This is a genomic window from Stenotrophomonas sp. STEN087, assembly GCF_056759115.1.
Genome location: NZ_JBRRCR010000026.1, coordinates 24,188 through 49,300, shown reverse-complemented (window position 1 = coordinate 49,300; position 25,113 = coordinate 24,188). Strand labels below are relative to the sequence as shown.

At 66.9% G+C, this 25,113-nt stretch carries 26 protein-coding genes; 19 read left to right on the top strand and 7 right to left on the bottom strand.

The annotated features are described in order from the left end of the window. The first annotated feature begins 324 nt into the window (after positions 1-324). The 6 genes from rsmD to ACVOK1_RS09370 all read left to right on the top strand — a co-directional run bounded on the left by rsmD (position 325) and on the right by ACVOK1_RS09370 (position 5,169). Positions 325-903, top strand: a complete 579-nt coding sequence (gene rsmD / locus ACVOK1_RS09395) for a 16S rRNA (guanine(966)-N(2))-methyltransferase RsmD (protein WP_108768533.1) — start codon at positions 325-327, stop codon at positions 901-903. Between the two features lie 26 nt (positions 904-929). After that, positions 930-1,439 (top strand): pantetheine-phosphate adenylyltransferase, encoded by a 510-nt coding sequence (gene coaD, locus ACVOK1_RS09390; RefSeq protein WP_008267036.1) that lies wholly within the window; start codon positions 930-932, stop codon positions 1,437-1,439. Between the two features lie 78 nt (positions 1,440-1,517). Then, complete coding sequence (locus tag ACVOK1_RS09385; protein WP_481561849.1) at positions 1,518-2,009, top strand: hypothetical protein; 492 nt, start codon at positions 1,518-1,520, stop codon at positions 2,007-2,009. A gap of 131 nt (positions 2,010-2,140) precedes the next feature. After that, positions 2,141-2,422 (top strand): YfhL family 4Fe-4S dicluster ferredoxin, encoded by a 282-nt coding sequence (locus ACVOK1_RS09380; protein WP_079221516.1) that lies wholly within the window; start codon positions 2,141-2,143, stop codon positions 2,420-2,422. Then, a complete protein-coding gene (ggt, locus tag ACVOK1_RS09375) occupies positions 2,419-4,149 on the top strand; it encodes a gamma-glutamyltransferase (RefSeq protein WP_200753788.1) in 1,731 nt (576 codons plus the stop codon). The genes ACVOK1_RS09380 and ggt overlap by 4 nt, the downstream gene beginning before the upstream one ends. A gap of 132 nt (positions 4,150-4,281) precedes the next feature. Further along, the gene (locus ACVOK1_RS09370; protein ID WP_481561848.1) at positions 4,282-5,169 is read left to right on the top strand and encodes an MBL fold metallo-hydrolase; all 888 of its coding nucleotides are present in this window, start codon (positions 4,282-4,284) and stop codon (positions 5,167-5,169) included. 289 nt (positions 5,170-5,458) lie between these two features. Here ACVOK1_RS09370 and ACVOK1_RS09365 read toward each other — a convergent pair whose 3' ends face one another. Next, on the bottom strand, positions 5,459-5,638 hold the full coding sequence (locus ACVOK1_RS09365; RefSeq protein WP_481561851.1) for a PsiF family protein: 180 nt from the start codon (positions 5,636-5,638) through the stop codon (positions 5,459-5,461). Positions 5,639-5,682: 44 nt separating this feature from the next. Between ACVOK1_RS09365 and ACVOK1_RS09360 the strand changes: the two genes are divergently transcribed. Then, a complete protein-coding gene (locus tag ACVOK1_RS09360) occupies positions 5,683-6,162 on the top strand; it encodes an SRPBCC family protein (protein ID WP_481561847.1) in 480 nt (159 codons plus the stop codon). A gap of 66 nt (positions 6,163-6,228) precedes the next feature. Here the strand turns inward: ACVOK1_RS09360 and upp are convergent, their stop codons facing one another. After that, positions 6,229-6,861: a uracil phosphoribosyltransferase gene (upp, locus tag ACVOK1_RS09355; protein WP_108768539.1), complete on the bottom strand. Its 633-nt coding sequence runs from the start codon at positions 6,859-6,861 to the stop codon at positions 6,229-6,231. Positions 6,862-7,040: 179 nt separating this feature from the next. Here upp and ACVOK1_RS09350 point away from each other — a divergent pair, with 179 nt between their 5' ends. The 5 genes from ACVOK1_RS09350 to ACVOK1_RS09330 all read left to right on the top strand — a co-directional run bounded on the left by ACVOK1_RS09350 (position 7,041) and on the right by ACVOK1_RS09330 (position 13,220). After that, on the top strand, positions 7,041-9,593 hold the full coding sequence (locus tag ACVOK1_RS09350; protein WP_481561850.1) for a TonB-dependent receptor: 2,553 nt from the start codon (positions 7,041-7,043) through the stop codon (positions 9,591-9,593). Beyond that, positions 9,593-10,708 (top strand): NHL repeat-containing protein, encoded by a 1,116-nt coding sequence (locus tag ACVOK1_RS09345; protein ID WP_406231935.1) that lies wholly within the window; start codon positions 9,593-9,595, stop codon positions 10,706-10,708. The genes ACVOK1_RS09350 and ACVOK1_RS09345 overlap by 1 nt, the downstream gene beginning before the upstream one ends. An 11-nt stretch (positions 10,709-10,719) precedes the next feature. Continuing rightward, positions 10,720-12,069: a purple acid phosphatase family protein gene (locus tag ACVOK1_RS09340; RefSeq protein WP_313053956.1), complete on the top strand. Its 1,350-nt coding sequence runs from the start codon at positions 10,720-10,722 to the stop codon at positions 12,067-12,069. An 11-nt stretch (positions 12,070-12,080) separates the two neighbouring features. Next, positions 12,081-12,707, top strand: coding sequence for an inorganic diphosphatase (locus tag ACVOK1_RS09335; RefSeq protein WP_481561846.1), 627 nt, complete (start codon positions 12,081-12,083; stop codon positions 12,705-12,707). 144 nt (positions 12,708-12,851) lie between these two features. After that, complete coding sequence (locus tag ACVOK1_RS09330) at positions 12,852-13,220, top strand: DUF6547 family protein (protein ID WP_481561845.1); 369 nt, start codon at positions 12,852-12,854, stop codon at positions 13,218-13,220. A gap of 19 nt (positions 13,221-13,239) precedes the next feature. On the opposite strand, the gene ACVOK1_RS09325 is transcribed toward ACVOK1_RS09330, so the two are convergent. Further along, positions 13,240-13,635, bottom strand: a complete 396-nt coding sequence (locus ACVOK1_RS09325) for a hypothetical protein (RefSeq protein WP_481561844.1) — start codon at positions 13,633-13,635, stop codon at positions 13,240-13,242. Beyond that, the gene (locus ACVOK1_RS09320; RefSeq protein WP_481561843.1) at positions 13,636-13,824 is read right to left on the bottom strand and encodes a hypothetical protein; all 189 of its coding nucleotides are present in this window, start codon (positions 13,822-13,824) and stop codon (positions 13,636-13,638) included. It abuts the gene before it with no gap. A gap of 109 nt (positions 13,825-13,933) precedes the next feature. Between ACVOK1_RS09320 and ACVOK1_RS09315 the strand changes: the two genes are divergently transcribed. Together ACVOK1_RS09315 and ACVOK1_RS09310 are read left to right on the top strand one after the other, a co-directional pair. Next, positions 13,934-15,349, top strand: a complete 1,416-nt coding sequence (locus ACVOK1_RS09315) for a cryptochrome/photolyase family protein (RefSeq protein WP_481561842.1) — start codon at positions 13,934-13,936, stop codon at positions 15,347-15,349. A 138-nt stretch (positions 15,350-15,487) separates the two neighbouring features. Next, positions 15,488-16,183 (top strand): YiaD family glycine zipper/OmpA-like lipoprotein, encoded by a 696-nt coding sequence (locus ACVOK1_RS09310; protein ID WP_079221528.1) that lies wholly within the window; start codon positions 15,488-15,490, stop codon positions 16,181-16,183. A gap of 9 nt (positions 16,184-16,192) precedes the next feature. Here the strand turns inward: ACVOK1_RS09310 and ACVOK1_RS09305 are convergent, their stop codons facing one another. Next, positions 16,193-16,423 (bottom strand): hypothetical protein, encoded by a 231-nt coding sequence (locus ACVOK1_RS09305; protein ID WP_481561841.1) that lies wholly within the window; start codon positions 16,421-16,423, stop codon positions 16,193-16,195. Between the two features lie 58 nt (positions 16,424-16,481). Next, positions 16,482-17,207, bottom strand: coding sequence for an SDR family oxidoreductase (locus tag ACVOK1_RS09300; RefSeq protein WP_481561840.1), 726 nt, complete (start codon positions 17,205-17,207; stop codon positions 16,482-16,484). A gap of 119 nt (positions 17,208-17,326) precedes the next feature. Between ACVOK1_RS09300 and ACVOK1_RS09295 the strand changes: the two genes are divergently transcribed. After that, positions 17,327-18,217: a LysR family transcriptional regulator gene (locus tag ACVOK1_RS09295; protein ID WP_481561839.1), complete on the top strand. Its 891-nt coding sequence runs from the start codon at positions 17,327-17,329 to the stop codon at positions 18,215-18,217. Between the two features lie 68 nt (positions 18,218-18,285). Here ACVOK1_RS09295 and ACVOK1_RS09290 read toward each other — a convergent pair whose 3' ends face one another. Further along, positions 18,286-19,314 carry a LysR family transcriptional regulator gene (locus ACVOK1_RS09290; protein ID WP_108768548.1) on the bottom strand — a complete coding sequence of 343 codons (1,029 nt, stop codon included), beginning with the start codon at positions 19,312-19,314 and terminating at the stop codon, positions 18,286-18,288. A 146-nt stretch (positions 19,315-19,460) separates the two neighbouring features. Between ACVOK1_RS09290 and ACVOK1_RS09285 the strand changes: the two genes are divergently transcribed. The 4 genes from ACVOK1_RS09285 to ACVOK1_RS09270 all read left to right on the top strand — a co-directional run bounded on the left by ACVOK1_RS09285 (position 19,461) and on the right by ACVOK1_RS09270 (position 25,065). Further along, on the top strand, positions 19,461-19,688 hold the full coding sequence (locus tag ACVOK1_RS09285; protein WP_108768549.1) for a hypothetical protein: 228 nt from the start codon (positions 19,461-19,463) through the stop codon (positions 19,686-19,688). Then, the gene (locus ACVOK1_RS09280) at positions 19,685-20,455 is read left to right on the top strand and encodes an SDR family NAD(P)-dependent oxidoreductase (RefSeq protein ID WP_108768550.1); all 771 of its coding nucleotides are present in this window, start codon (positions 19,685-19,687) and stop codon (positions 20,453-20,455) included. The genes ACVOK1_RS09285 and ACVOK1_RS09280 overlap by 4 nt, the downstream gene beginning before the upstream one ends. 91 nt (positions 20,456-20,546) lie before the next feature. Next, positions 20,547-21,767, top strand: a complete 1,221-nt coding sequence (locus tag ACVOK1_RS09275) for an efflux RND transporter periplasmic adaptor subunit (protein ID WP_108768551.1) — start codon at positions 20,547-20,549, stop codon at positions 21,765-21,767. A 127-nt stretch (positions 21,768-21,894) separates the two neighbouring features. Further along, complete coding sequence (locus ACVOK1_RS09270; RefSeq protein ID WP_481561838.1) at positions 21,895-25,065, top strand: efflux RND transporter permease subunit; 3,171 nt, start codon at positions 21,895-21,897, stop codon at positions 25,063-25,065. Positions 25,066-25,113 lie beyond the last annotated feature (48 nt).

The window sequence follows — 25,113 nt, the reverse complement described above, 5'->3', positions numbered from 1 at the left end:
GTCAGGCATCGATATCCACCCCAGTGCCGACCAACGGTCGGCACCCACCAGAGCAGAACGCCGTTCCGACAGATCGCGGGAAACTGTCGAAGGCGGGGTGGGTCCGGTTGAGGGGGCGTGAGCCGCATGGATGCGGCGACCGAGCTTACATGGACGTACTTGCAGCGTCCCCCTCAACCGAACCTACCCCGCCATACCACGGAATGCCCGCTTTTGAAGTTGACGTTGACCTTGACGTTGATTCGGCGGGTGCCGGGCGCCGCCCGGCCGAACTACAATTCCGCTTATGGTGAATTTCTCGAAGAACCCCCGCCGGGGGCGCCGGTGAGCGGCCGTGGTGGCAATGACGGCCAGGTCCGCATCATCGGCGGGCGCTGGCGCAATACCCGCTTGCCGGTGCCGACCCTGCCGGGCCTGCGGCCCAGCAGCGACCGCGTGCGCGAAACGCTCTTCAACTGGCTGCTGCCCAAGCTCGGTGGGGCCCGCGTGCTGGACCTGTTCGCCGGCAGCGGCGCGCTGGGCCTGGAAGCCGTCTCGCGCGGTGCCGCCCACGCCACCCTGGTCGAGCGCGATGCCCAGCTCGGCCGCAACCTGACCGCCGCCGTCGCCAAGCTGCAGGCGGCCGAGCAGGTCACCGTCGTCCAGGCCGATGCCCTGCGCTGGCTGCAGGGCGCGCCGGCCCAGCAGGCCACCCTGGTCTTCATCGACCCGCCGTTCGCCGACGGCCTGTGGCAGGACGTGCTCGCCCAGCTGCCGCGCCACCTCGCCGCTGATGCCTGGCTGTACCTGGAATCCCCGGCGGGTCACGTGCCCGTGCTGCCGCCGGAATGGCTGCTGCACCGCGAGGGCGGCACCCGCGAGGTGCGCTTTGCCCTGTACCGCCGCGCCACTGCTACACTTTGACCTCATCTGAACATCTGCTACCGCCCATGACCGTGGCCAACCGCCGCATCGCCGTCTACCCCGGCACGTTCGACCCCATCACCAATGGTCATATCGACCTGGTGAGCCGGGCCGCGCCGTTGTTCGAAAAGGTCGTGGTCGGCGTGGCGCAGAGCCCGTCCAAGGGCCCGGCACTGCCGCTGGAGCAGCGCGTGCAGCTGGCCCGGGGCGCCCTGGGCCACCACAGCAATGTCGAGGTCATCGGCTTCGATACCCTGCTGGCCCATTTCGTACGTTCGGTCCAGGGCGGGGTGCTGCTGCGCGGCCTGCGCGCGGTGTCCGACTTCGAATACGAATTCCAGATGGCGAGCATGAACCGCCACCTGATCCCGGAGGTCGAGACCCTGTTCCTGACCCCGGCCGAGCAGCACAGCTTCATTTCGTCCTCGCTGGTCCGCGAGATCGCCCGCCTGGGAGGCGACGTGTCCGGTTTCGTGCCGGCCGCCGTGCTCGAGGCGCTGCGCAAGGTCCGCGAAGCGAAGTCGGCGCAGTCGTAAATCCTGCCCGCGCGGCAGGGCCAGTAGTACCACGCACCCCCATTACGTAAACCACACGCACCACTCGGGAGGAAACCCATGAACACCACCATGCGCGCGATGCTGATCGCTTCGTTTGCCCTGGCCTTCACCGCCTGCAAGAAGGAAGAGGCCGCTCCGGTCGAAGACGCCAAGCAGGCCCTGGTCGCTCCGGCCAAGGAAGACGATGCAGGCTGGAAGAAGTACCTGCAGGAAGTGGCGATCCAGAACATGGGCAACATCACCAACAGCCCGTTCCTGTATTACCTCTCGCCGGAATCGGACCCGGACTTCCAGGCCAAGTTCGAGCGCCAGACCGAAAGCGCGACCCAGGCCGTGGCCCGTGGCGTGCAGCCGGGCAACATGCTGGCCTTCGGTTCGTCGGCCTCGGGCAAGATGGCTGACATGATCCAGACCGTGTTCAAGGACGTCTCGCCGGATTCGATGAAGGGCGTGCGCGTCGTCTTCATCGGTCAGTCCGCTGACAACGCCCGCGTGCAGGCTGCCGTGCAGCCGACCGGCGCCGAGTACATTTTCGTCGAAGCCAAGTAAGACCGTGCCATGGCGGCCATGCTCCGGCATGGCCCGGGCGGCGTTCCACGGGGACGCCGCTGATGACCTGACCGACCCGCGCGCCCGCGCGGGCCGGTCCTTGTCCCAAGGCGCGGGCGAGGAGTATCGCCATGTCGCTGAAAATCAACGAGCTCTGCGTCAACTGTGACGTCTGCGAGCCGGCCTGCCCGAACCAGGCCATTTCGATGGGTGAAACCATCTATCTGATCGACCCTGCGCGCTGCACCGAATGCGTGGGTCACTTCGACGAGCCACAGTGCGTGGTCGTCTGCCCGGTCGAATGCATCGACCCGGACCCGGAGATCGTGGAAACGGAAGTCCAGCTGCTGGCCAAGTTGCGCCGACTGCAGCACGATCACCCCGAACTCTACGCGGAGCCCCCATCCGAATGAAGACGCTGATCGTCCGCCCCCTGCTGCTGCTCAGCCTGGTGCTGAGCCCGCTGGCCTGGGCCGAAACCACCGCCCGTGCCGAGCGCCCTGATGGCGCGGCCATCGCCAGTGGCCATGCGCTGGCCACCCAGGCCGGCATCGACATCCTGGCGCAGGGCGGCAACGCCTTCGACGCTGCGGTGGCGGTGTCCTCCACCCTGGCCGTGGTCGAGCCGATCAGCTCGGGCCTGGGCGGCGGCGGCTTCTTCCTGCTGCACGATGCAGCGACCGGCAAGGACATCATGCTGGATGCCCGCGAGACCGCCCCGGCGGCCGCGACCCCGCAGGCGTTCCTGGACAAGCAGGGCAACCTGGATCGCGACCGCTCGGTCAACGGCCCGTGGTCGGCCGGCATCCCCGGCCTTCCCGCTGCGCTGGTGGAACTGTCGGCCAAGCACGGCAAGCTGCCGCTGTCGGCCTCGCTGCAGCCGGCCATCCGCATCGCCCGCGAAGGTTTCCCGGTCTATGACCGCATGGCCAAGGGCTACGCGTCGCGCCGCGAGGTGATGGAACGCTTCCCCGGCACGCGCGAGGTCTACCTGCGCAACGGCAAGCCGATCGCTACCGGGGATCTGTTCAAGCAGCCTGAGCTGGCACAGACCCTGGAGCGCCTGGCGGCCGGCGGTCGCGATGGCTTCTACAAGGGCCAGACCGGCAAGCTGCTGCTGGAAGGCGTGAAGCAGGCCGGTGGCAAGTGGACGGCCGACGAGCTGGCCGGCTACCAGGTCAAGCTGCGCGAGCCGATCGTGTTCGACTACAACGGCTGGAAGATCACCACCGCGCCGCCGCCGTCGTCCGGTGGCATCGCCCTGGCCAGCATGCTTCAGATCCTGGAAGGCTGGGACATCAAGCAGATGGATGCGGCCCACCGCACCCACCTGGTGGTGGAAGCGATGCGCCGCGCCTACCGCGACCGCACCTTCTTCCTCGGCGATCCGGACTTCGTGCAGATCCCGCAGAAGGTGCTGACCAGCAAGGATTACGCGCAGGGCCTGCGGGCCACGATCCACCCGGACAAGGCCACCCCCAGCGACCTGCTGTCGGGCAACCCGACCCCGCTGGAAGATGACGAGACCACGCATTTCTCGATCATCGACCGTGATGGCAACCGCGTCGGCGCCACCCAGACCGTCAACCTGCTGTACGGCTCGGGGCTGATTCCCAAGGGCACCGGCGTGCTGCTGAACAACGAGATGGACGACTTCGCGCTGAAGCCGGGCACCCCCAACGCCTTCGGCGTGATGGGTTACGCGGCCAATGCACCGAAGCCGGGCAAGCGCATGCTCAGCTCGATGACGCCCACCTTCATGGAAAACGCCGACAAGGTGGTGGTGCTGGGCACGCCGGGTGGCAGCCGCATCATCACCATGGTGCTGCTGGGCATCCTCGGCTACGACGCTGGCCTGGACGCGCAGCAGGTGGCCGCATTGCCGCGCTACCACCACCAGTGGCTGCCGGACCTGATCGAGGCCGAGAGCGATGCCTTCGACGCGGACACCGTGAAGCAGCTGCAGGCGATGGGCCACAAGATCGACCTGCCGGGCGACGTCGCCGCTGGCGGCCGCGGCTCCAGCCACGTGTGGGGCAACCTGCAGACCGTGGAGTGGGACCGCAAGGCCAACAAGCTCTACGGCGGCAGCGACCCGCGCAACCCAGTGGGCAGCGCCCAGGTCGTACCGGCGCACTGATCCGGCGGTAGCGCCGGGCCATGCCCGGCGAAATGAGAATCACCGAACCCCGCCACCCGGCGGGGTTCTGCGTTTTCCGGCCCGCAATTCCGGCTAGCGATTATTTAACGGGGGGCCCTCGATAATTGCCGCATGAAACTATGGTCGATTCGTGGGAACTCGCAGCGCCTGGATGGCGGTGCGATGTTCGGCAACGCGCCGCGTGCGGTGTGGGAAAAGTGGGCGGCTCCGGACGAGCTCAATCGCATCGAGCTGGCCTGCCGTGCGTTGCTGGCCAGCCCGCTGGATGGCAAGACCGTGCTGTTCGAGACCGGCATCGGTGCGTTCTTCGACCCGCGCATGCGTGACCGTTACGGCGTGCAGGAAAGCCAGCACGTGCTGATCGATTCGCTGCGCGAGGCGGGTTTCGAACACGAGGATATCGACGTGGTGGTGCTCAGCCACCTGCACTTCGACCACGCTGGCGGCCTGCTGGCAGCATGGAGCGAAGGCCGCTCGCCGGAACTGCTGTTCCCCAACGCGACCTTCGTGGTCGGTGCGCAGCACTGGCAGCGGGCGCTGCAGCCACATCCGCGCGACCGCGCCAGCTTCATCCCGGAACTGCCGGGCCTGCTGCAGGCCACCGGCCGCCTGGAAGTGGTGGAGGGCGAGTACTCCAAGGTGCTGGGCAGCAGCGTGCGCTTCAGCTACAGCGACGGCCATACGCCGGGCCTGATGCTGGCCGAGATCGTCGGCCACGCGCATGCCGGCAAGGATGCGCACGGCGGCGTGGTGTTCTGTGCGGATCTGATCCCGGGGCGCTCGTGGGTGCACGTGCCGATCACCATGGGCTACGACCGCAATGCGGAGCTGCTGATCGACGAGAAACGGCGCTTCCTGGAAGACAAGCTGGCGCGCAACGTGCATCTGTTCTTCACCCATGACCCGCAGGTGGCGCTGGCGCAGCTGGGGCGGGATGAGAAGGGGCGTTTCGTGACCCTGCATGAGCAGGGGGAGCTGAAGGCGCGGGCGTTGGGGTAAGGGGTGTCCGTTCGGCAGGGCTTGCAGCCCTGCACCTGCGGTAGCGCCGGCCGCTGGCCGGCAACCTCAACGTCAAAAGCAAGAGCGGCATTCCGTGGGTTGGCGGGGCGGTGTGGCCATGCAGGACACGCCGTGAACCCGTCCATGGGGGCTCGTAGGCGCCATCCATGGCGCCAACGGTCCTGCCCACCCACACCGCCCCACCTCTGACAGTTGGCTGCGATCTGTCGGGGTCGGATCCCGTTGCTGCGCAACGGGCTCTGATCCCATTCGATTGAACTGAACTGTTTTATGAGGCCTTGAGGCAGCTGCTCATGAAGGTCTTGCGGGCGTCGCCGGCGAGCTTCCTGGTCGCGGCGTCGGCATCTCCAGGGCGTGCGGTGCGGGTGCGCGGAGCATTCGCCTGCTGGCTGGAAAACGACGTGAAGATTCGCGATCGTCCTGGTAACGCTTGCCTCTGGAGGGTCATCGGCGTATCGGTGGGCATCCTTTCCGACGCACTGGAGCACGTCCATGACATCCGCTGCCGATTCTCATCCGGAGACCGATCTGGTCATCAGCCGCGTGTTGGCCGCGCCGCGGGCGGCGCTGTGGCGGGCGTGGACCGAGCCTGAGCTGTTGCGGCAGTGGTGGTGCCCGCGGCCGTGGACCACCGAGGTGCGCGCGTTCGAGCTGCGTCCGGGAGGGGCGTTCCATACCTTCATGCAGGGCCCGGAGGGCGGCACCAGCGATAACCCGGGGTGCTTCGTCGAGATCGTGCCGCAGCAGCGCCTGGTGTTCACCTCGATGCTGGGTGGCGGCTGGCGGCCGCAGACCCCGTGGCTGGGGTTCACCGCGGCCATCACCTTCGCCGACGAAGGGCAGGGCTGCCGCTACACCGCGCAGGTCATGCACCCGGACAAGACAGTCCGTGACCAACACGAGCAGATGGGGTTTTTCGATGGTTGGAACATGGCCATCGACCAGTTGCAGGCGCTGGCGGCCGGGCTGTAAAGACCTGGGGTCGGAGCCCTTTCTGCGAAAGGGATCCGACCCCGGGGTCAGATCCCTTCAACCGGATCACACCACGCGGGTACCGAAAATGCGGTCGCCCGCATCGCCCAGGCCCGGCAGGATGTAGCCCTTGTCGTTGAGCTGGGCATCGATGGCCGCGGTGTAGATCTCCACGTCCGGGTGCACGGCCTTGACCGCCTCGATGCCTTCCGGCGCGGCGACCAGGAAGATGCCCTTGATGCGGCGCGCGCCCGCGCGCTTGAGCATGTCGATGGTGGCGATCAGGGTGCCGCCGGTGGCCAGCATCGGGTCCAGGATCAGCGCATCGCGCTCTTCCAGGCGGCCGGTCAGGCGCTCGAAATAAGGCACCGGCTGCAGGGTTTCCTCATCGCGCTGCAGGCCGACCACGCTCACGCGCGCGGCCGGGATCAGCGACAGCACGCCGCTGAGCATGCCCAGGCCGGCACGCAGGATCGGCACCACGGTGATCTTGGCGCCAGCGATGCGCTGCACGGTCACCGGGCCGGCCCAGCCGGGGAGGGTGTGCGGCTCGGTCTCCAGGTCGGCGGTGGCCTCGTAGGCCAGCAGCGTGCCCAGTTCGTTGGCCAGTTCGCGGAAATCCTTGGTGCTGAGCGCGGCGTTGCGCATCAGGCCGATCTTGTGCTGCACCAGCGGGTGGCGCACTTCGACGATCTTCATGGTCGGGCATGGGGGCTGTAGAGAGGCCTCCATTTTGCCGGATCGGCGCTGCGAAGCCCACGCCGGATGCAATGAATGTGCTGAACGGTGTCACCGCCGTGCAACTTTGCGGACATACCTTGCAGACCCATTCTTCACAGGTATGGGGCTCCACCGTGCACATCAAGACTCCGCTGGCCATGGCCATCACCGTGACCCTGGCGCTGGGGGCCGCAGCACCGCTGCAGGCCGCCGGGCAGCAGGCCTTGGCCGCCACCGGCGTGGTTGCCGCCGATGCGGTCGACCTGGACCGCATCGAAGTGCGCGCCCAGCTCGAATCGCAGGTCCGCGCGGTTGATCTGAAGCGCAGCAGCGACGCCATCGAAGACGCGGTGTCCTCCGATGCCCTGGGCCAGTACCCGGACAAGAACGTGGCCGAGTCGCTGCAGCGCCTGCCGGGCATCAGCGTGACCCGCGACCAGGGCGAAGGCCGCTTTGTGGTCATCCGTGGCCTGGATGCCAACCTCAACAGCGTCAGCATCGATGGCATCGCCGTGGGTACCCCGGAAGATTCCAGCCGCGCCGCGCCGCTGGACGTCATTCCTTCCGATTCGACCGAGCGCCTGCGCGTGGTCAAGTCGCCGACCCCGGACATGCCGGGTGACGCCATCGGTGGCGCGGTGCTGGTCGAATCGGCCTCGGCCTTCGACCGCGACGGCCGCAGCCTGCGTGGCAAGATCGAAGCCAGCCACCAGCAGCTGTCCGGCGAGACCAGCCCCAAGGCCTCGTTCAACTACAGCGAAGTGTTCGCCGACACCTTCGGCATCGCGCTGGGCGTGAACTACCAGAACCGCAAGTTCGAGTCGGACAACACCGAAGTCGAGTACGACAATCTCGACGGTGACATCGATCCGCAGGACGTGAAGCCCGGTGACGTCACCGCGATCAACCTGCAGAACCGCAAGTACGAGATCGAGCGCAAGCGCATCGGTGCCAACCTCAACATGGACTGGCGCCCGAACGAGGACAGCAAGTACTACCTGCGCACGCTGTACAGCCAGTTCGACGACGCTGAAACCCGCCAGCGCGTGATCTACAACTTCGATGACGCCGACATGGTGGCCACCGGCACCGACCAGTACCGCCTGGACGATCTGCCGGCCGATGCGATCCAGAAGCGCATGCGCTACCGCACCAAGAAGGAAAACACCTTTGCTGCCAGCCTGGGCGGCGAGAACAAGCTGACCAACGCGGTGGTGGACTACAAGATCGGTTATACCCGCACCGAAGAGCGCGTCAACGACGAGATGGAAGCGCGCTTCGAGCTGGATGCCGACGACATGTCCGGCACCCTGGACCAGCGCAGCCGCCTGCCGACCTACACGCTCAGCAGTAACGACTGGATGGACAACGCGAACTACGCGTTCGACCGCTTCGTGATCTCGCCCAAGCAGGTCAATGACGAAGAGCGCAGCGCGCAAGTCAACGTGCGTTTCGACGGCGACAACAGCAGCATCAAGTTCGGCCTGCTCGGCCGCTGGCGCGACCGTGATGTCAACGTGGACGAGAGCGAACTGCGCCGCGGCCCGGACATCGACCTGGCCAGCTGGACGGCGGCCGATCCGGAACACCGCCATGGCGTGATGGGGCAGGGCATGAGCTCGGCGGCCATGCGCGCCTACTGGGCACAGAACGGCAGCCGCTACACCGCGCGTCCGCAGGACGTGGCCGGCAACGCCGCGACCTCGCTGGAAGAGGATTACACCGCCAGCGAAGACATCTTCGCCAGCTACGCGATGGGCACCTGGGACATCGGATCGCTGCGCATCATCGGCGGCGTGCGCGTGGAGAACACCCGCTTCAAGGCCACCGGCAACAGCGTCGAGCTGGACGACGATGACGGCTACACGGTCAGCCCGGTGGAGGCCAACCGCAGCTACACCAACGTGCTGCCGGGCCTGCACCTGCGCTACGACGCGGCCGACGACTGGGTGCTGCGTGCCTCGGCCAACAAGACGGTCTCGCGTCCGTCCTTCGGTGACATCTCGCCGCGCCGCGCGCTGAATGCCGGTGACGAAGAGCTGCGCCTGGGCAATCCGCAGCTGGATCCCTACGAATCGAAGAACATCGACCTGTCGGTCGAGAAGTACATCGGCACCACCGGCATCGTTTCGCTGGGCCTGTTCCACAAGTCCATCGATGGCTACATCGTGGAGACCGTGAGCCAGAATGATCCGGCTTACGACGGCCTCGACGTGACCCGCCCGATCAACGGCCGCAAGGCCACCGTGCGCGGCGCCGAGTTCAACTGGCAGCAGCAGCTGGCGTTCCTGCCTGGCGCGCTGGACGGCCTGCTGGTCGGTGCCAGCGGCACCTGGCTGGACACCAAGTTCGATGCCGGCATCGCTGATCGCGAAGGCGAGGAGTTCATGCTGCCGCGTGCCTCCAAGCACGTGTACAGCGCGCACATCGGCTATGAGAAGTACGGCCTGAGCACGCGCCTGGCTGCGGTCTATCGCAGCGAGTACCTGGACACCGTCGGTGCCGGCCGTGCGTTCGACATCTACGTCGCGCCCAATACCCAGCTCGATTTCTCGCTGGACTACAAGTTCACCCCGCGCATCAGCATGTACTTCGAAGCGCAGAACCTGCTCGACAAGCCGCTGGAGCTGTACCAGGGCACCCGTTCGCGCACCCTGCAGATGGAAGAGTACGGCCGCACCTACGCTGTCGGCCTGAAGGTGGCCCTGTGATGGCGCGTGGCATGACCCTGCTGGCAGCCGCGATGGCTGCCTGCCTTGCCGCCGGCTGCACGCCGGCGGCCGCTCCGGCCGGCGCCGATGCCGCCGCGAAGGCCCCGGCCGGGACCGCACGCTCGGTGTCGACCATCGCCGAGGCCTTCCTCAGCCCGATGACGCCGGACGACAACATCGATTCGCCGGCCGCCTGGAAGGCACCGGACGGCAAGACCTGGCTGATCGCCACCGCCAAGGCCACCGACAAGCTGGTGGTGTATGACGGCAGCACCGGCCAGCACCTGCGCGACGTCGGCACCGCCGGCACCGCGCTGGGTCAGTTCGATCGCCCCAACGGCATCTCGATCACCGACGACCTGCTGTGGATCGTCGAGCGTGACAACCACCGCGTGCAGGTGTTCTCGCTGCCCGATTTCACCCCGCTGGCGGTGTTCGGTGCCGACGACCTGCGCAAGCCCTATGGCCTGTGGGTCGACCGCCGCGCCGATGGCTACAGCGTCTACGTCACCGATTCCTGGGACAACGGCGAAGACGCACAGGGCAAGGACATCCTGCCGCCGCTGGCCGAGCTGGACAAGCGCGTGCGCCAGTACCACGTGACCCGCGATGGCGCCAAGGTCGAAGCGACCCTGGCCGCCAGCATCGGTGATACCAGCGAAGCCGGCGCACTGCGCGTGGTCGAGTCGATCTGGGGTGACCCGGCCAACGACCGCCTGCTGATCGCCGAGGAAGACGAAACCTACGCGAGCGAGTTCAAGGTCTACACGCTGGCCGGCCGTTTCACCGGCACCACCTTCGGCCGCGATGTGTTCAAGGCGCAGGCCGAAGGCGTGATGCTGCGGACCTGCGGCAAGGACGGCTGGTGGATCACCACCGAACAGGGCAAGCAGCGCAGTGTGTTCCACTTGTTCGACCGCCATACCCTGAAGCCGGTCGGTGCCTTCCAGGGCAACACGGTCGCCAACACCGATGGCATCTGGATGATGCAGCAGCCGAGCCCGCGCTTCCCGCACGGCGCGCTGTATGCCGTGCATGACGACCAGGGCGTGGTGGCCTTCGACTGGGAAGCCATCGCCAAGCAGCTGTCGCTGCCGCTGGAGTGTGGCGCATGAGCCGTCGTTGCATGAACGCCCTTGCGCTGGGCCTGCTGCTGGCGATGCCCGCACTGGGCTTCGCCGCCGCCGAACCGAACACCCAGGTGCCGGTGGGCAGCCATCACTACGCGGCCACCACCGTGCCGGACCGCATCGTCGCCTCGCCGTCGGTCGATCCCAGCCAGGGCTTCGCCGTGGCCTGGCGTACCGATGACAGCGTGCGGGCGCCGCTGCTGGAAATCGCCCTGGCCGGTGATTCGCCGGCCATCGAGGGCATCCGCCAGGTACGCGCGAAGACCCAGGTGCTGCAGACCGAGAACGGTGTGTCGCACCACCATCGCGCCGAGGTTGATGGGCTGAAGCCGGACACCCTGTACGTGTACCGCGTGCAGGGCAATGGCAGCTGGAGTGCCTGGAACCAGCTGCGCACGCTGGGCAAGGCCGGCGAGCCGCTGACCCTGCTGTACTTCGGTGATACCCAGAACAAGAACCTCAGCCATGTCAGCCGCGTGGTGCGTGCCGCGCAGAAGACCGCACCGGAGGCGCGCATGAGCCTGTTCGCCGGTGACCTGGTCAGCGGTGGCGACGGTGCCGATGACAGCGAATGGGGCGAGTGGTTCGCCGCCACCAGCTGGCTGGCGCAGGAAACCCTGGTGGCCCCGGCCATCGGCAACCACGAGTACTTCGAAGAGTTCGAGGACACCCCGCAGGAACGCCGCGTGCTGGGCAAGCACTGGCCGGTGACGTTCGCGCTGCCGGGCAACGGTGCCGCAGCGGCTGCCAGCAGCACCTACTGGTTCGATGTGCAGGACGTGCGCGTGGCCGTGCTCGACGGCACCTCCGCACTCGACCTGGGCACCGCCCAGGCGCAGGCGCAGTGGCTGGACAAGGTGCTGGCCAACAACCCGCACCCGTGGACCATCGTGCTGCTGCACCAGCCGTTCTATTCGCCGCGCGAAGGCCGCGAGAACGCTGCGCTGCGCGACGTGCTGCTGCCGGTCGTGCGCCGCCACAACGTCGACCTGGTGCTGCAGGGCCACGACCACACCTACGGCCGCCGCGGCGAAGGTGAGGCCGCCACGCCGCAGTACGTGGTGACGGTGGCCGGGCCGAAGCAGTACCGCCTGTCCGACGAGGCACGCCGGACCATGGATCCGGTGGCCGAGGATACCCAGCTGTTCCAGGTGCTGAAGATCGATCCGCAGCACCTGCGCTACGAAGCACGCACCGTCACCGGCCGGTTGTACGATGCCTTCGAGCTGCGCCGCGACGCTGCAGGTACCAAGCAGCGCGTGGAACTGCGCGAAGACCGCATCGCCCCGCGTGACTGCCCGCGTGCGCAGACCGCAAAGGGCCGGGCGGACCGTTGCTGGGAATGAGGAGTGACCGCATGAACACAACGCGACGCATCGCCCCGCTGGCCGCCCTTGGCGCAGCCCTGTTGCTGGTCGCCGGTGCCGTGACCGCCGCCGACAGCGTGCTGCACCCGTTCCTGGCGGCTCAGCCGAAGCAGGCCCCGGCCGAAGTGAACCTGGCGGTGGAGATCCCGGCCGGCAGCTTCACCAAGTACGAGATCAAGGAAGATGGTCTCGTACACGTGGACCGCTTCCAGTCGATGCCGGTGGCCTATCCGGCCAACTACGGCTCGATGCCGCGCACGCTGGCCGGTGACAACGATCCGCTGGATGCCCTGGTGCTGACCCGCGAACCGCTGCATCCGGGCGTGATCGTGCGCTTCCGCCCGATCGGTTATCTGAAGATGATCGATGGCGGCGAGCACGACGAGAAGGTCATCGGCGTGCCCACCGACAAGGTCGACCCGACCTACGCCAACATCCGCGACCTGTCCGATCTGCCTGCGATCGAACGGCAGCGCATCGAGGCGTTCTTCCGGGTCTACAAGGACCTGCCGGCCGGCCGCAACCCGGTGCAGCTCAATGGCTGGGGCAATGCCGCCGAAGCCCGTGCGCTGATCAGCGAGGCGATGAAGCGCTTCGAGGCTGCGCCCTCGCGTTGATCGTGGGGGGTATCCGACGAACTCCCTGCGCCAAAGTCCGGAAGTTCCGCTTCTTCTCGCTGGATTTGCAACCTGTGTGATGGACCTGAGGCAAAGGATGGTTCCATCATTCGGATCAGCAGACCGAATGATGGAAACCGCCCTATGACGTCCAGAACAGCTGCTCGGGCTTACCAAACGATCATCGATGACCTGGTTCGTTGCAGCGAAGGCTGTGTTTCGGCCCAGCGCCTGGAGAAGATGCTGCCCCTGGTGGGTGAGCAGGCGGGCGATGCGCTCTCGCACAGCCTGACCGATGATCAACGCCGACGGGTGGCTGAAGCGCTGCGCTCTGAACGTAGCGCAGCCATCCACGATGCCCTGGTGATCCTTACGGAATGGATCGACTGCCGAGGCCTCACCCTGCATCTTGGCGGTGAGCTCATGCCGGTGGACCGCAGTGGCATGGGGCTTCATGGCGATTTTGTCGGTCGTGCAACCAACTGGGAGTGGCCGGAGAGCGAGGGTCAGTAGATCCACGCCATGCGTGGATTCAGCCCCGCAGCGTCTCGATGAATGACTCCGCGTCGATCCGGTCGCCCAGCACGTGGGCCACCGCCTGCACGGCCGCTTCCTGGTGCTCGGCGCGGATGCCGCCATCGTCGTCATCGTTGTAGAGATCGTCGCCGGCATCCAGATACACCGTACCGGCGGCTGCCAGCGCCGCCATCAGGGTCGGCAGGTCGTCGAAGAACGTATCGGCCTCCCAGCTTCCGCAGCCATGCCGTGCGAACAGAATGCGCCCATCGTCCATGTCGAGGATGAAGGGATCGGCGCCGAGGTCGGCCACGACCAGCCAGTTGGCGGGCCAGTCCTCGATCGGTTCGCCGTCCACGCCGTTCCAGCGATAACCGGCCTGGTAGCTCCACAGACGCTGCAGCGGGGGCACCTACACCTCAAGCCCGGGAAGGGTGATGCCGGCATGGCCGACCTTGGCGTTGATCTCGCGCCCCAGCGGTCCGACCTGCGCATAGAAGCGGGCCAGCACCGGCGGCAGCGGGAACGGGCCCTGCCAGTCCTGTTCGTGCTGGGCCTGCAGGGGGCCGAAACGGGCGAAGGCAGCGTGCAGGTCATTCATGCGGGGGCGTTCCGGCAACGGGCCCGGCAGCCTAGCAGACGGGCCCTGCGTGCAGTGCCTTCACCGCGGCTGGCTATCATGTGTGCCATCCAGAACGAAGGCGATGCACGTGTCGGTAGCGTTGGTGTGGTTCCGCCGCGATCTGCGGCTGCAGGACAATCCGGCCCTGCAGGCCGCGCTCGATGCCGGCCATGATGTGGTGCCGGTCTATATCCATGCGCCGCAGGAAGAGGGCGAGTGGACGCCCGGCGCGGCTTCGGATGCCTGGCGCCATCACTCGTTGGCCGCACTCGATGCCGACCTGCGCGCGCGCGGTTCGGCGCTGGTCCTGCGCAGCGGTGAGAGCCTGGCCACGCTGCAGGCACTGATCGAGGAAACCGGCGCCGAGGCGGTGTACTGGAACCGCAAGTACGAGCCGGCCACCCAGCCGCGCGACGCCACCATCAAGCGCACGCTGCGCGAGCGGGGCATCGAGGCGCAGAGCTGCAACGGCAGCCTGTTGTTCGAGCCCTGGGACATCGAGACCCAGCAGGGGCAGCCGTACAAGGTGTTCACCCCGTACTGGCGCAACGTGCTCAGCCACTGGCGCCTGCCGGCGCTGCAGGCCGCGCCCAAGAGGCTGCCGGTCCACAAGGTCGACAGCCTCGCGCTGGAAGAACTGCAGCTGGCGCCGACGCTGGACTGGGACACCGGCTTCTGGGAGCACTGGCAGCCGGGTGAAGCCGGTGCGCTGGAGGCGCTGTCGGTATTCGAGGATGGCGCCCTGCGCGGCTATCGCGAGCAGCGCGACCTGCCGGACCGGGTAGGTACCTCGCGGATGTCGCCGCACCTGCATTTCGGCGAGATCGCGCCGTGGCGCATCGCCCATGCGCTGGAAGGCCTGCGCAGCGCCGGCACCGATGCCGATATCGATGGCTACCTGCGCCAGCTCGGCTGGCGCGATTTCGCCTACCACCTGCTGCATCACTTCCCGAAGACGCCGAACTCGAACCTCAATCCGCGCTTCGACCGTTTCCCGTGGGCCAACCCCAGCAGCGCGCAGCTGCATGACTGGCAGCGTGGCAACACCGGCGTGCCGATCGTCGATGCCGGCCTGCGCGAGCTGTGGCACACCGGCTACATGCACAACCGGGTGCGCATGATCGTCGCCAGCTACCTGTGCAAGCACCTGCGCGCGCACTGGCTGCATGGCGCGCGCTGGTTCTGGGACACGCTGGTCGATGCCGACCTGGCCAACAACACGATGGGGTGGCAGTGGGTGGCCGGTACCGGCGCCGACGCAGCGCCGTATTTCCGGGTGTTCAATCCGGTTACCCAGGCCGAGAAGTTCGATCCGCAGGCGCGCTACATCACGCGCTGGGTGCCGGAGCTGGCGGCGCTGCCGGTGAAGGCGCGCTTCGCGCCCTGGCAGCATCCGCTGCTGCTGGCCGACAAGGCGCCGGGCTATCCGCGCACGCCGCTGGTGGATCTGGCCGCAGGTCGCGATGCCGCGCTGGCGGCCTATCGGAGCACGGGTGGCGAGTAAAGCGGGTAGATGAAGGCCGGCTCAGAAAGCTGAATGCAGCACGTCCGGCCTTCACATCCATCATCCCGGCATCGCGCCGGGCTGTATATCCTCCGGGTCGTTCGCACGCCGCACTGGCCGGCATCCAAGGAGACCACCATGATCCGCAACACCACCCGCAATGTCGCCCTGGCCCTGATGACCGCTGCCGCGCTGACGGCGTGCGCCACCGGCGGCTCCTATGTGCAGAGTGACCAGTACGGCAACCCGACCGAGCAGCAGAACCGCACCGGTCGTGGCGCCCTGATCGGTACCGCCGTCGGCGTGGCCGCCGGCCTGCTGAGTGGCAACAGCGCCACCGAGCGTCGCCAGCACGCGCTTGTCGGTGCCGGCATCGGCGCGCTGAGCGGCGCGGCCATCGGCAACTACCAGGACCGCCAGGAGCGCGCCCTGCGTGAGCGCACCGCCAACACCGGCATCGACGTGCAGCGCCAGGGCGACAACATCACCCTGAACCTGCCGGACGGCATCACCTTCGATTTCGGCAAGTCGGCACTGAAGCCGCAGTTCTACGGCTCGCTCAATGGCGTTGCCAGCACGCTGAACGAGTACAACCAGACCATGATCGAAGTGGTCGGCCATACCGACAGCATCGGCAGCGATGCGGTGAACAACCGCCTGTCGAAGGAGCGCGCCGATTCGGTGGCGCAGTACCTGGTGGGGCAGGGCGTGCAGCAGGTCCGCATCGAAACCCTGGGTGCAGGCAAGGCGTATCCGATTGCCGACAACAGCACCGATGCCGGCCGCGCGCAGAACCGTCGCGTGGAAATCCGTGTGATTCCGCTCAAGCAGTAACGCGCAGCGTTACTGCTGTTCCGGCAACGCCGGAACAAAAATGCCGCCCTTGCAGGCGGCATTTTTTGTAGGTGCCGAGCCTTGCTCGGCACGCCATGGAACCGTCCGCCGCATGTCCTGCTCCTGCTCTTGGGTCGGCACGCTCGACGGCTCCGGCTCTGGTAGGTGCCGACCTTGGTCGGCACGCTCTGGCCTTTGTAAAGTCGAGCCATGCTCGACTGCTTTCAGGAAGTCGAGCATGGCTCGACTCTACAAAAAGCGGTCGAGCAAGCTCGACCCCTACCAGGGCACCAGCACATCACCCGGCCGCCGTCGGCCGCACCACGATCTCGTTCACGTCCACATCGCCCGGCTGCTCGATCACAAACCGCACCGCGCGCCCAATCGCATCGGGCTGCAGGGCGATGGCGCGGTACTGCACCATTGCTTCTGCCGCGACCGGATCAGTGATGGTGTCAGCCAGCTCGCTTTCCACCACGCCCGGATGGATGCAGGTCACCCGCAGCTCGCGGTGCTCCTGGCGCAGGCCCTCGGAAATCGCACGCACCGCGTACTTGGTCGCGCAGTACACTGCTGCCGTCGGTACCACCGACAATGCACCAATCGAGGCGATGTTGATGATCTGCCCCTGGCCACGCGCCTGCATGTGCGGCAGCACGGCGGCGATGCCGTGCAGTACGCCGCGGATGTTGACGTCGATCATCCGGTCCCACTCGTCCACCTTCAACGAGGCCATCGGCGAAAGCGGCATGACGCCGGCGTTGTTGACGATTACATCAATGCTGCCGAATTCCGCCAGCGCGGCGGCGGCGAACGCATCGACCTGCGCGCGCTGGGTCACGTCCAGCGCCTGCACCAGCACCTGCGCACCTTTCCCGCGCAGTTCGTCGGCCAGTGCCTGCAGGCGGTCCACACGGCGCGCTCCGAGCACCAGGCGTGCACCCGGCTGGGCCAGCGTGTGGGCGATGCCGGCGCCGATGCCGCTGGACGCGCCGGTGATGAGGATGGTTCGGGAAAGGCTCATGGCAGGACTCCTGTACGGATGGAAAGGGTCGGTCTGGACCCGGTGTCGCCACGGTAGATCGCCCGCTTTGTCGCGATAAGATGGCGATTGCCGATCAGCCTGTTAAGGATTGCTAACCAATGTCTGTCGATCTCAATGCCCTTGCCGTGTTCCAGCGGGTGGCCGAGTGCCGCAGCTTCACCGGTGCGGCCGGGCAGCTGGGCGTGACCCGGTCCGCAGTCAGCCAGACGATCAGCAAGCTGGAACAGGTGCTGGGCATCGCCCTGGTCCTGCGCACCACGCGCAGCGTCAACCTGACCGATGCCGGGCAGGCGCTGCTGGCGTCAGTGCGCCCGGCGCTGGCCGAACTGGACACCGCACTGGAGGCCACGCAACGGCGCCAGGCCGCCGTGTCCGGGCAGCTGCGGCTCGCCGTCTCTTCCATCGCCGAAGCCTTCCTCGCCGGACCGTTGCTGGCCAGCTTCGCGGCAAAGCACCCCGCGCTGCAGCTGGACATCACGGTGAGCGATGAGGAGTTCGACATCGTCGGCGCAGGCTTCGATGCGGGCGTGCGCCTGGGTGAAGTCATCGCCCAGGACATGGTCGCCGTGCCCGTATCGGCGCGGCAGCGGCAGCTGGTGGTGTGCGCGCCGTCGTACCGCGATCAGCACACGCTGCCCACGCATCCGCGCGACCTGGCCGGGCATCGCTGCATCGGCTGGCGCAGTGCGCCGGGCAAGGCGCCGTATCGCTGGGAATTCGAGGAACGCGGCCGCGAGTTCAGCGTCGATGTGCAGCCGGAAATCACCAGCAACGACATGGGCGTGATGGTGCGCCTGGCGCTGGCCGGCGCGGGCATCGCCATCGGCATGGAAGAGACGTGGCGGTCGTGGCTGCAGCGCGGTGAACTGGTGTCACTGCTGGAGCCGTACTGCCCGCGTTTCGCGGGCTTTTTCCTGTATTACCCGAGCCGTCGCCAGGCCGAGCCGAAGCTGCGCGCGCTGGTCGAGCACGTGCTCTCCGGCCTGTAGAGTCGAGCATGGCTCGACTCTACAAAAGCAGTCGAGCAGTGGATCCACGCCATGCGTGGATGCGTCGGTCATGCCGCAGCAGTGACCTTCTCGAGGATGCGCTTGCCACTGCTTTCCAGCGCGGCGTCCTCCTTCTCCTGCTGCTGCCGTGCCAGCTTCGCCGCCGGGCACTGCGCCAGCATGTAGTTGGCGTCGAAGTTGAGCTTCTCCACCAGGAAATCGACGAAGGCACGCACCTTCGGCGAGACCAGGCGGCCGCCGGCAAACACCGCGTTGAAGTCCACTTCCGGCCCGGTCCAGCCGGCCAGCACGCGGCGCACCATGCCCGATTCGACGAACGGCTTGGCCATCACGTCGCCGGTCAGCAGCAGGCCTTCGCCACACACCAGCGCGCCGTTCAACGCCGACATGTCGTTGGCGGTCATCAGTGGCGTCACCGGGAAATCGCGCAGCTCGCCACCGTTCTCGCCCAGCTGCCAGGTGAAGCGCGGCGAATTGCCGGTGTGGTACGGCTTGCGCATGGCCAGGATGCGGTGGAACTGCAGTTCTTCCGGGTGCAGCGGCTCGCCGTAGCGTTCGATGTAAGCCGGGCTGGCAAACACCTGCGTACGCAGGCTGCCGAGCTTGCGCGCGACCAGGTTGGAATCGGGCAGGGCACCCACGCGCAGCGCAAGATCGGCTTCGCCTGCAATCAGGTCCAGCTTCTCGTTGCCCAGGTGCATGTCCAGGCGGATTTCCGGGTACTGCGCATGGAACTGGCCCAGCAGCGGCGCGATCCAGGTGATGCCGATGGCGTAGGGCACGGTGAAGCGCAGCCAGCCACGCGGGCCGGACTGCAACTGGCTCACCGCGCTCTCGGCTTCTTCCAGTTCGCGTGCGATGCGCTGGCAATGCTCGTGATAGATCGAACCGGCTTCGGTGAGGCCGAGGCGGCGCGTGGTCCGATGCAGCAGGCGCGCACCCAGGCGCGTTTCCAGCTCCTGCACTTTACGGCTGACCGTGGTCTTGGGCAGGCCGAGCGATTTGGCAGCGGCAATGAAGCTGCCTTGCTCGACCACCTTGACGAAGATCAGCGTCTCGTTGAGATCGTGGGACATGGTCGGGATCCTGGACGGCGGGGATGGGACAATCGTGACAGATCGATTGGACCGGGGACGGGATGATTATTCCCCTTAATCCGGACTAATCAAGTAAAGGTTTGAGGTCTATCGTGGCGCCATTCGTGAAATGGAGCTCGTCCCCCATGAGCCTGCGCAACATTCTTGACCACTTCCGGCGTGCCGGCCAGAACGCTCTGGACCAGGCCATGACCGTGGAAGCCCGCCCCAGTTCCTTGGTACACAAGGATTTCCGGGAGTTCACCGCGCCCGTCCGTAGCCAGCGCGGCAGTTCGATCCGTCTGGTCCCCCGCCAGGGCGACCGACTGCGTCGAATTGGGACTATCCCGGATTTGGGAGGAAATGTCCCGTGAATGGGATTCTGACGCCCGAAGTCCTGGTCCTTGGCGGCACCGGTGCCGTCGGCCAGGGCGTGGTCGGTGCCCTGCTGGAGGCCGGCAGTCCGGTCCTGGTGGTGGGGCGCGACCCGGGCCGACTGGCGGCGCTGCACGAGCTGTTCGCCGATGAGCCCGGCCTGCAGACGATGCTGGGTTCGCTCAGCGACGACGGCTCGGCACGGGTGCTGGCCGAACGCGTGGCGCAGCGTCCGCGTCCGCTGGCCGCCGTGGTCGCGGCGATGGGCGGCCCGTACAACCGCGGCCGTGTCATCGACCGCAGTGGCGATGCCCTGCTGGGTGCAATGCAGGCCGACCTGATGCCGCACGCCCACGCGGTGCGCCACCTGCTGCCGCTGCTGCAGGACAACCCGCACGCCCGCCGCTACGTGATGATCGGCAGCCCCGCCGGTGCCAAGCCCTGGGCTGGCTACGGTGAAACCTCGATCACCACCGCCGCGCTGCGCATGTACGCGCAGGTCGTGCACCAGGAAGCGCAGGCACTGGGCGTGCGTGCGCAGATGCTGGAAGTGTGCAGCCCCGTGTGCACCCCGGCCAATGCGGCCAACGCCTGCATCGAGTGGCCCAGCTCGCTGCTGGTCGGCCGCCGCGTGGTGTCCCTGCTCGATGGATGCCGCGACAACCGCGCCATCGTCCGCTGCGACAGCAGCGATGCGGAACTGCCTCGCGGCCTGTTGAACCTCGACCTGCCACCGCTGTGGCGCGACACCGCAGGCGTTGCTTGACCTCAACCATCGTTGAGGTCGCAGGCTACGCCGCCGTTTCACCGATCTTCGATTTACACGCACTACCACCCCTTCCGTACGGATGCATGCCATGACTTCCCCCAACACCACCCCACATCGTTTCAGCCGTCGCCTGGCGATGGCCGGCGTGTCGATCCTCGCAGCCGCGGTGCTGGCCGCCTGCAGTGGCGGCCATGCCGAAGAGGCCGGCGCGCCGCCGCCGCCGCAGGTCAGTGCCGCCCCGGTGCTGGTCAAGCCGATCAGCCAGTGGGACGAGTTCAGCGGCCGCGTCGAGGCCGTGCAGAGCGTCGAACTGCGCCCGCGCGTCTCCGGCTACATCGACAAGGTCAACTACGTGGAAGGCGAAGAAGTGAAGAAGGGCGCCGTCCTGTTCACCATCGACGCCCGCAGCTATCAGGCCGAGTACGATCGCGCCGCCGCCGAACTGGCCCGCGCCCGCACCCAGGCCAGCCTGGCCCGCAGCGAGTCCGAGCGTGCCAAGCGCCTGTCCGAGCAGCAGGCCATCTCCACCGAGACCGCCGAACAGCGTCGCGCCGCGGCCGACCAGTCCGGTGCCGCGGTGCAGGCCGCGCAGGCCGCACTGGATGCCGCCCGCCTCAACCTGGAATTCACCAAGGTGCGCGCGCCCATCGACGGCCGTGCCGGTCGCGCGATGGTCACCGCCGGCAACCTGGTCACCGCCGGCGACAGCGCCAGCGTGCTGACCACGCTGGTCTCGCTGGACACGGTGTTCGTGTACTTCGATGCCGACGAAAGCACCTTCCTGCGCTACGCCCAGATGGCCCGCAAGGGTGAACGCCCGAGCGAACGTGACAGCGAACTGCCGGTGAAGGTCGGCCTGTCCGGTGAAGAGGGTTACCCGCACACCGGCAAGGTCGACTTCCTCGACAACCAGGTGGCCCGCAGCACCGGCACCATCCGCGTCCGCGCGCTGCTGGACAACGCCGACCGCCAGTTCACCCCGGGTCTGTTCGCCCGCGTGCAGCTGCTCGGCAGCGGCCAGTTCCAGGCCATGCTGATCGATGACAAGGCCGTGCTGACCGACCAGGACCGCAAGTACGTGTACGTGGTCGACAAGGATGGCAAGGCCCAGCGCCGCGACATCCAGCTCGGCCGCACCGCCGAAGGCCTGCGCATCGTCGAGAGCGGCCTGGCCGCGGGTGACAAGGTCATCATCGACGGCGTGCAGAAGGTCTTCATGCCGGGCATGCCGGTGCAGGCCAAGGCGGTGGCGATGCAGCCGCCGGCCGCTGCACCGGGCCGCGATGCCACCGCCGCCCTGAACCACTGATCCGCCGTCTCCTGATCCAAGTTTCCGCTTAGCTGCCGGCGCCAGCGGCAGCCTTCCCTGCCTTCGTCATTTTGACGAGGGGCAGGGCGGCTGTTGCCCGTCGGCGGCATTTCCCAGGAATTCCTCCATGGACTTTTCCCGTTTCTTCATCGACAGGCCGATCTTCGCGGCGGTGCTGTCGATCGTGATCTTCGCCGCCGGCCTGATCTCGATCCCGTTGCTGCCGATCGGCGAGTACCCCGAAGTGGTGCCGCCGTCGGTGGTCGTGCGCACGGTCTACCCGGGCGCCAACCCCAAGGTCATCGCTGAAACCGTGGCCACCCCGCTGGAAGAGGCGATCAACGGCGTCGAGGGCATGATGTACCTCAAGTCGGTGGCCGGCTCCGATGGCGTGCTGCAGATGACCGTCACCTTCCGCCCGGGCACCGACCCGGACGCGGCGGCGGTGAAGGTGCAGAACCGCGTGGCGCAGGCGCAGGCGCGTCTGCCCGAGGACGTGCGCCGGCAGGGTGTGACCACCCAGAAGCAGTCGCCGACCTTCCTGATGGTGGTGCACCTGACCTCGCCCAATGGCAAGTACGACACCCTGTACCTGCGCAACTACGCCCGCCTGCACGTCAAGGACGCGCTGGCCCGTATCCCGGGCGTGGGTGATGCGCAGATCTTTGGTGGCGGTGACTACGCCATGCGCGCCTGGCTGGACCCGGACAAGGTGGCCTCGCGCGGCCTGACCGCCAGCGACGTGGTCGCCGCCATGCGCGAGCAGAACGTGCAGGTCTCGGCCGGCCAGCTCGGTGCGGAACCGCTGCCCAACAGCCAGTTCCTCACCCTGATCAACGCCCAGGGCCGCTTGAAGTCCGAGAAGGAATTCGGCGACATCGTGCTCAAGAGCGGCACCGATGGCGAGATCGTGCGCCTGTCCGATGTGGCCCGCGTGGAACTGGGCGCTGGCGACTACACCCTGCGCTCGCAGCTGGACGGCAAGAACGCGGTGGGCATCGGCATCTTCCAGGCACCGGGCGCCAACGCGCTGGAAATCCGTGATGCGGTCATCGGCACCATGGACGAGATGCAGAAGACCATGCCGGCCGACGTGAAGTACGAGGCGGTGTATGACACCACTATCTTCGTGCGTGACTCGATCAAGGCCGTGGTGTCCACCCTGCTCGAAGCCATCGCCCTGGTGGTGCTGGTGGTGATCCTGTTCCTGCAGACCTGGCGCGCCTCGATCATTCCGCTGATCGCCGTGCCGGTGTCGGTGGTGGGTACCTTCGCTGCGCTGTACCTGCTGGGCTTCTCGATCAACACGCTGAGCCTGTTCGGCCTGGTGCTGGCGATCGGCATCGTGGTCGACGATGCGATCGTGGTCGTCGAAAACGTTGAACGCAACATCGAGGAAGGCCTCACCCCGCTCGCGGCGGCCCACCAGGCCATGCGCGAAGTGTCCGGCCCGATCATCGCGATCGCGCTGGTGCTGTGCGCCGTGTTCGTGCCGATGGCCTTCCTGTCCGGCGTCACCGGCCAGTTCTACAAGCAGTTCGCCGTCACCATCGCGATCTCCACGGTGATCTCGGCGATCAACTCGCTGACCCTGTCGCCGGCCCTGGCCGCGCGCCTGCTGAAGCCGCATGACGCTGCCAAGGACGCGCCGACGCGCCTCATCGACCGCCTGTTCGGCTGGGTGTTCCGTCCGTTCAACCGCTTCTTCAAGTCCAGCTCGGAGAAGTACGAGCGTGGTGTCTCGAAGATCCTCGGCCGTCGTGGCGCGGTGTTCGTGGTCTACGCGATCCTGCTGGTTGGTACCGGCCTGGTCTTCAAGGTGGTGCCGCCGGGCTTCATCCCGACCCAGGACAAGCTGTACCTGATCGCCGGCGTGAAGCTGCCGGAAGGTTCGTCGATCGCGCGTACCGATGAAATGTTGCGCAAGGTCGCCAAGATCGCCCAGGAAACCGATGGCGTTGCCCACACCATTTCGTTCCCGGGCCTGAACGCGCTGCAGTTCACCAACACGCCCAACACCGGCGTGGCGTTCATTCCGCTCAAGCCGTTCGCCGAGCGTCATGGTCGTACCGCTGCGCAGATCAACGCCGAGATCAACCAGAAGATCGCCGGGCTGCAGGAAGGCTTCGCCTTCGCGATGATGCCGCCGCCGATCCTCGGCCTGGGCAACGGCAACGGCTACCAGATGTTCATCCAGGACCGTGGCAACCTGGGCTACGGCGCGCTGCAGAATGCCGTGCAGGCGATGCAGGGCACCGTCGCGCAGACCCCGGGCATGGCCTTCCCGATCACCAGCTACCAGGCCAACGTGCCGCAGCTGGATGCGGAAGTGGACCGCGTGAAAGCCAAGGCCCAGGGCGTGCAGCTCACCGAGCTGTTCGACACCCTGCAGACCTACCTGGGTTCGGCCTACGTCAACGACTTCAACCAGTTCGGTCGTACCTGGCAGGTGATCGCCCAGGCCGACGGCCCGTTCCGCGAGAGCGTCGAAGACATCGGCAAGCTGCGTACCCGCAATGATCGCGGCGAGATGGTGCCGATCGGTTCGATGGTCACCATCAAGCAGACCTTCGGCCCGGACCCGGTACTGCGCTTCAACGGCTACCCGGCTGCCGATCTGGCCGGCGAAGCCGACCCGCGCCTGCTGTCCTCGGCCGAAGCGATGAACAAGCTGACCGAGATCGCCGGCAAGGTGCTGCCGGTGGGCATGACCACCGAATGGACCGACCTGAGCTACCAGCAGGCCACCCAGGGCAAGGCCGCCTTCATCGTGTTCCCGGTGGCGATCATGCTGGCCTTCCTGGTGCTGGCAGCGCTGTACGAAAGCTGGTCGCTGCCGCTGGCGGTGATCCTGATCGTGCCGATGACCCTGCTGTCGGCCCTGTTCGGTGTGTGGATGACCGGTGGTGACAACAACGTGTTCGTGCAGGTCGGCCTGGTGGTGCTGATGGGCCTGGCGTGCAAGAACGCGATCCTGATCGTCGAGTTCGCCCGTGAACTGGAAATGGGCGGCAAGGGCATCGTTGAAGCGGCGCTGGAAGCCTGCCGCCTGCGTCTGCGTCCGATCGTGATGACCTCCATCGCGTTCATCGCCGGCACCGTGCCGCTGGTGCTGTCCCATGGTGCAGGCGCCGAAGTGCGCTCTGTCACCGGCATCACGGTGTTTGCCGGCATGCTGGGCGTGACCCTGTTCGGTCTGTTCCTGACCCCGGTGTTCTACGTGGCCCTGCGCAAGTTCGTCACCCGCAACGGCGGTGGCCAGCTGGTGCAGCACGGCGACCCCACCATCCACCACTGACATGCACTCCCGCGGTCGCCGCCCCGAGCGGCGGCCGCTTCCCCCAAA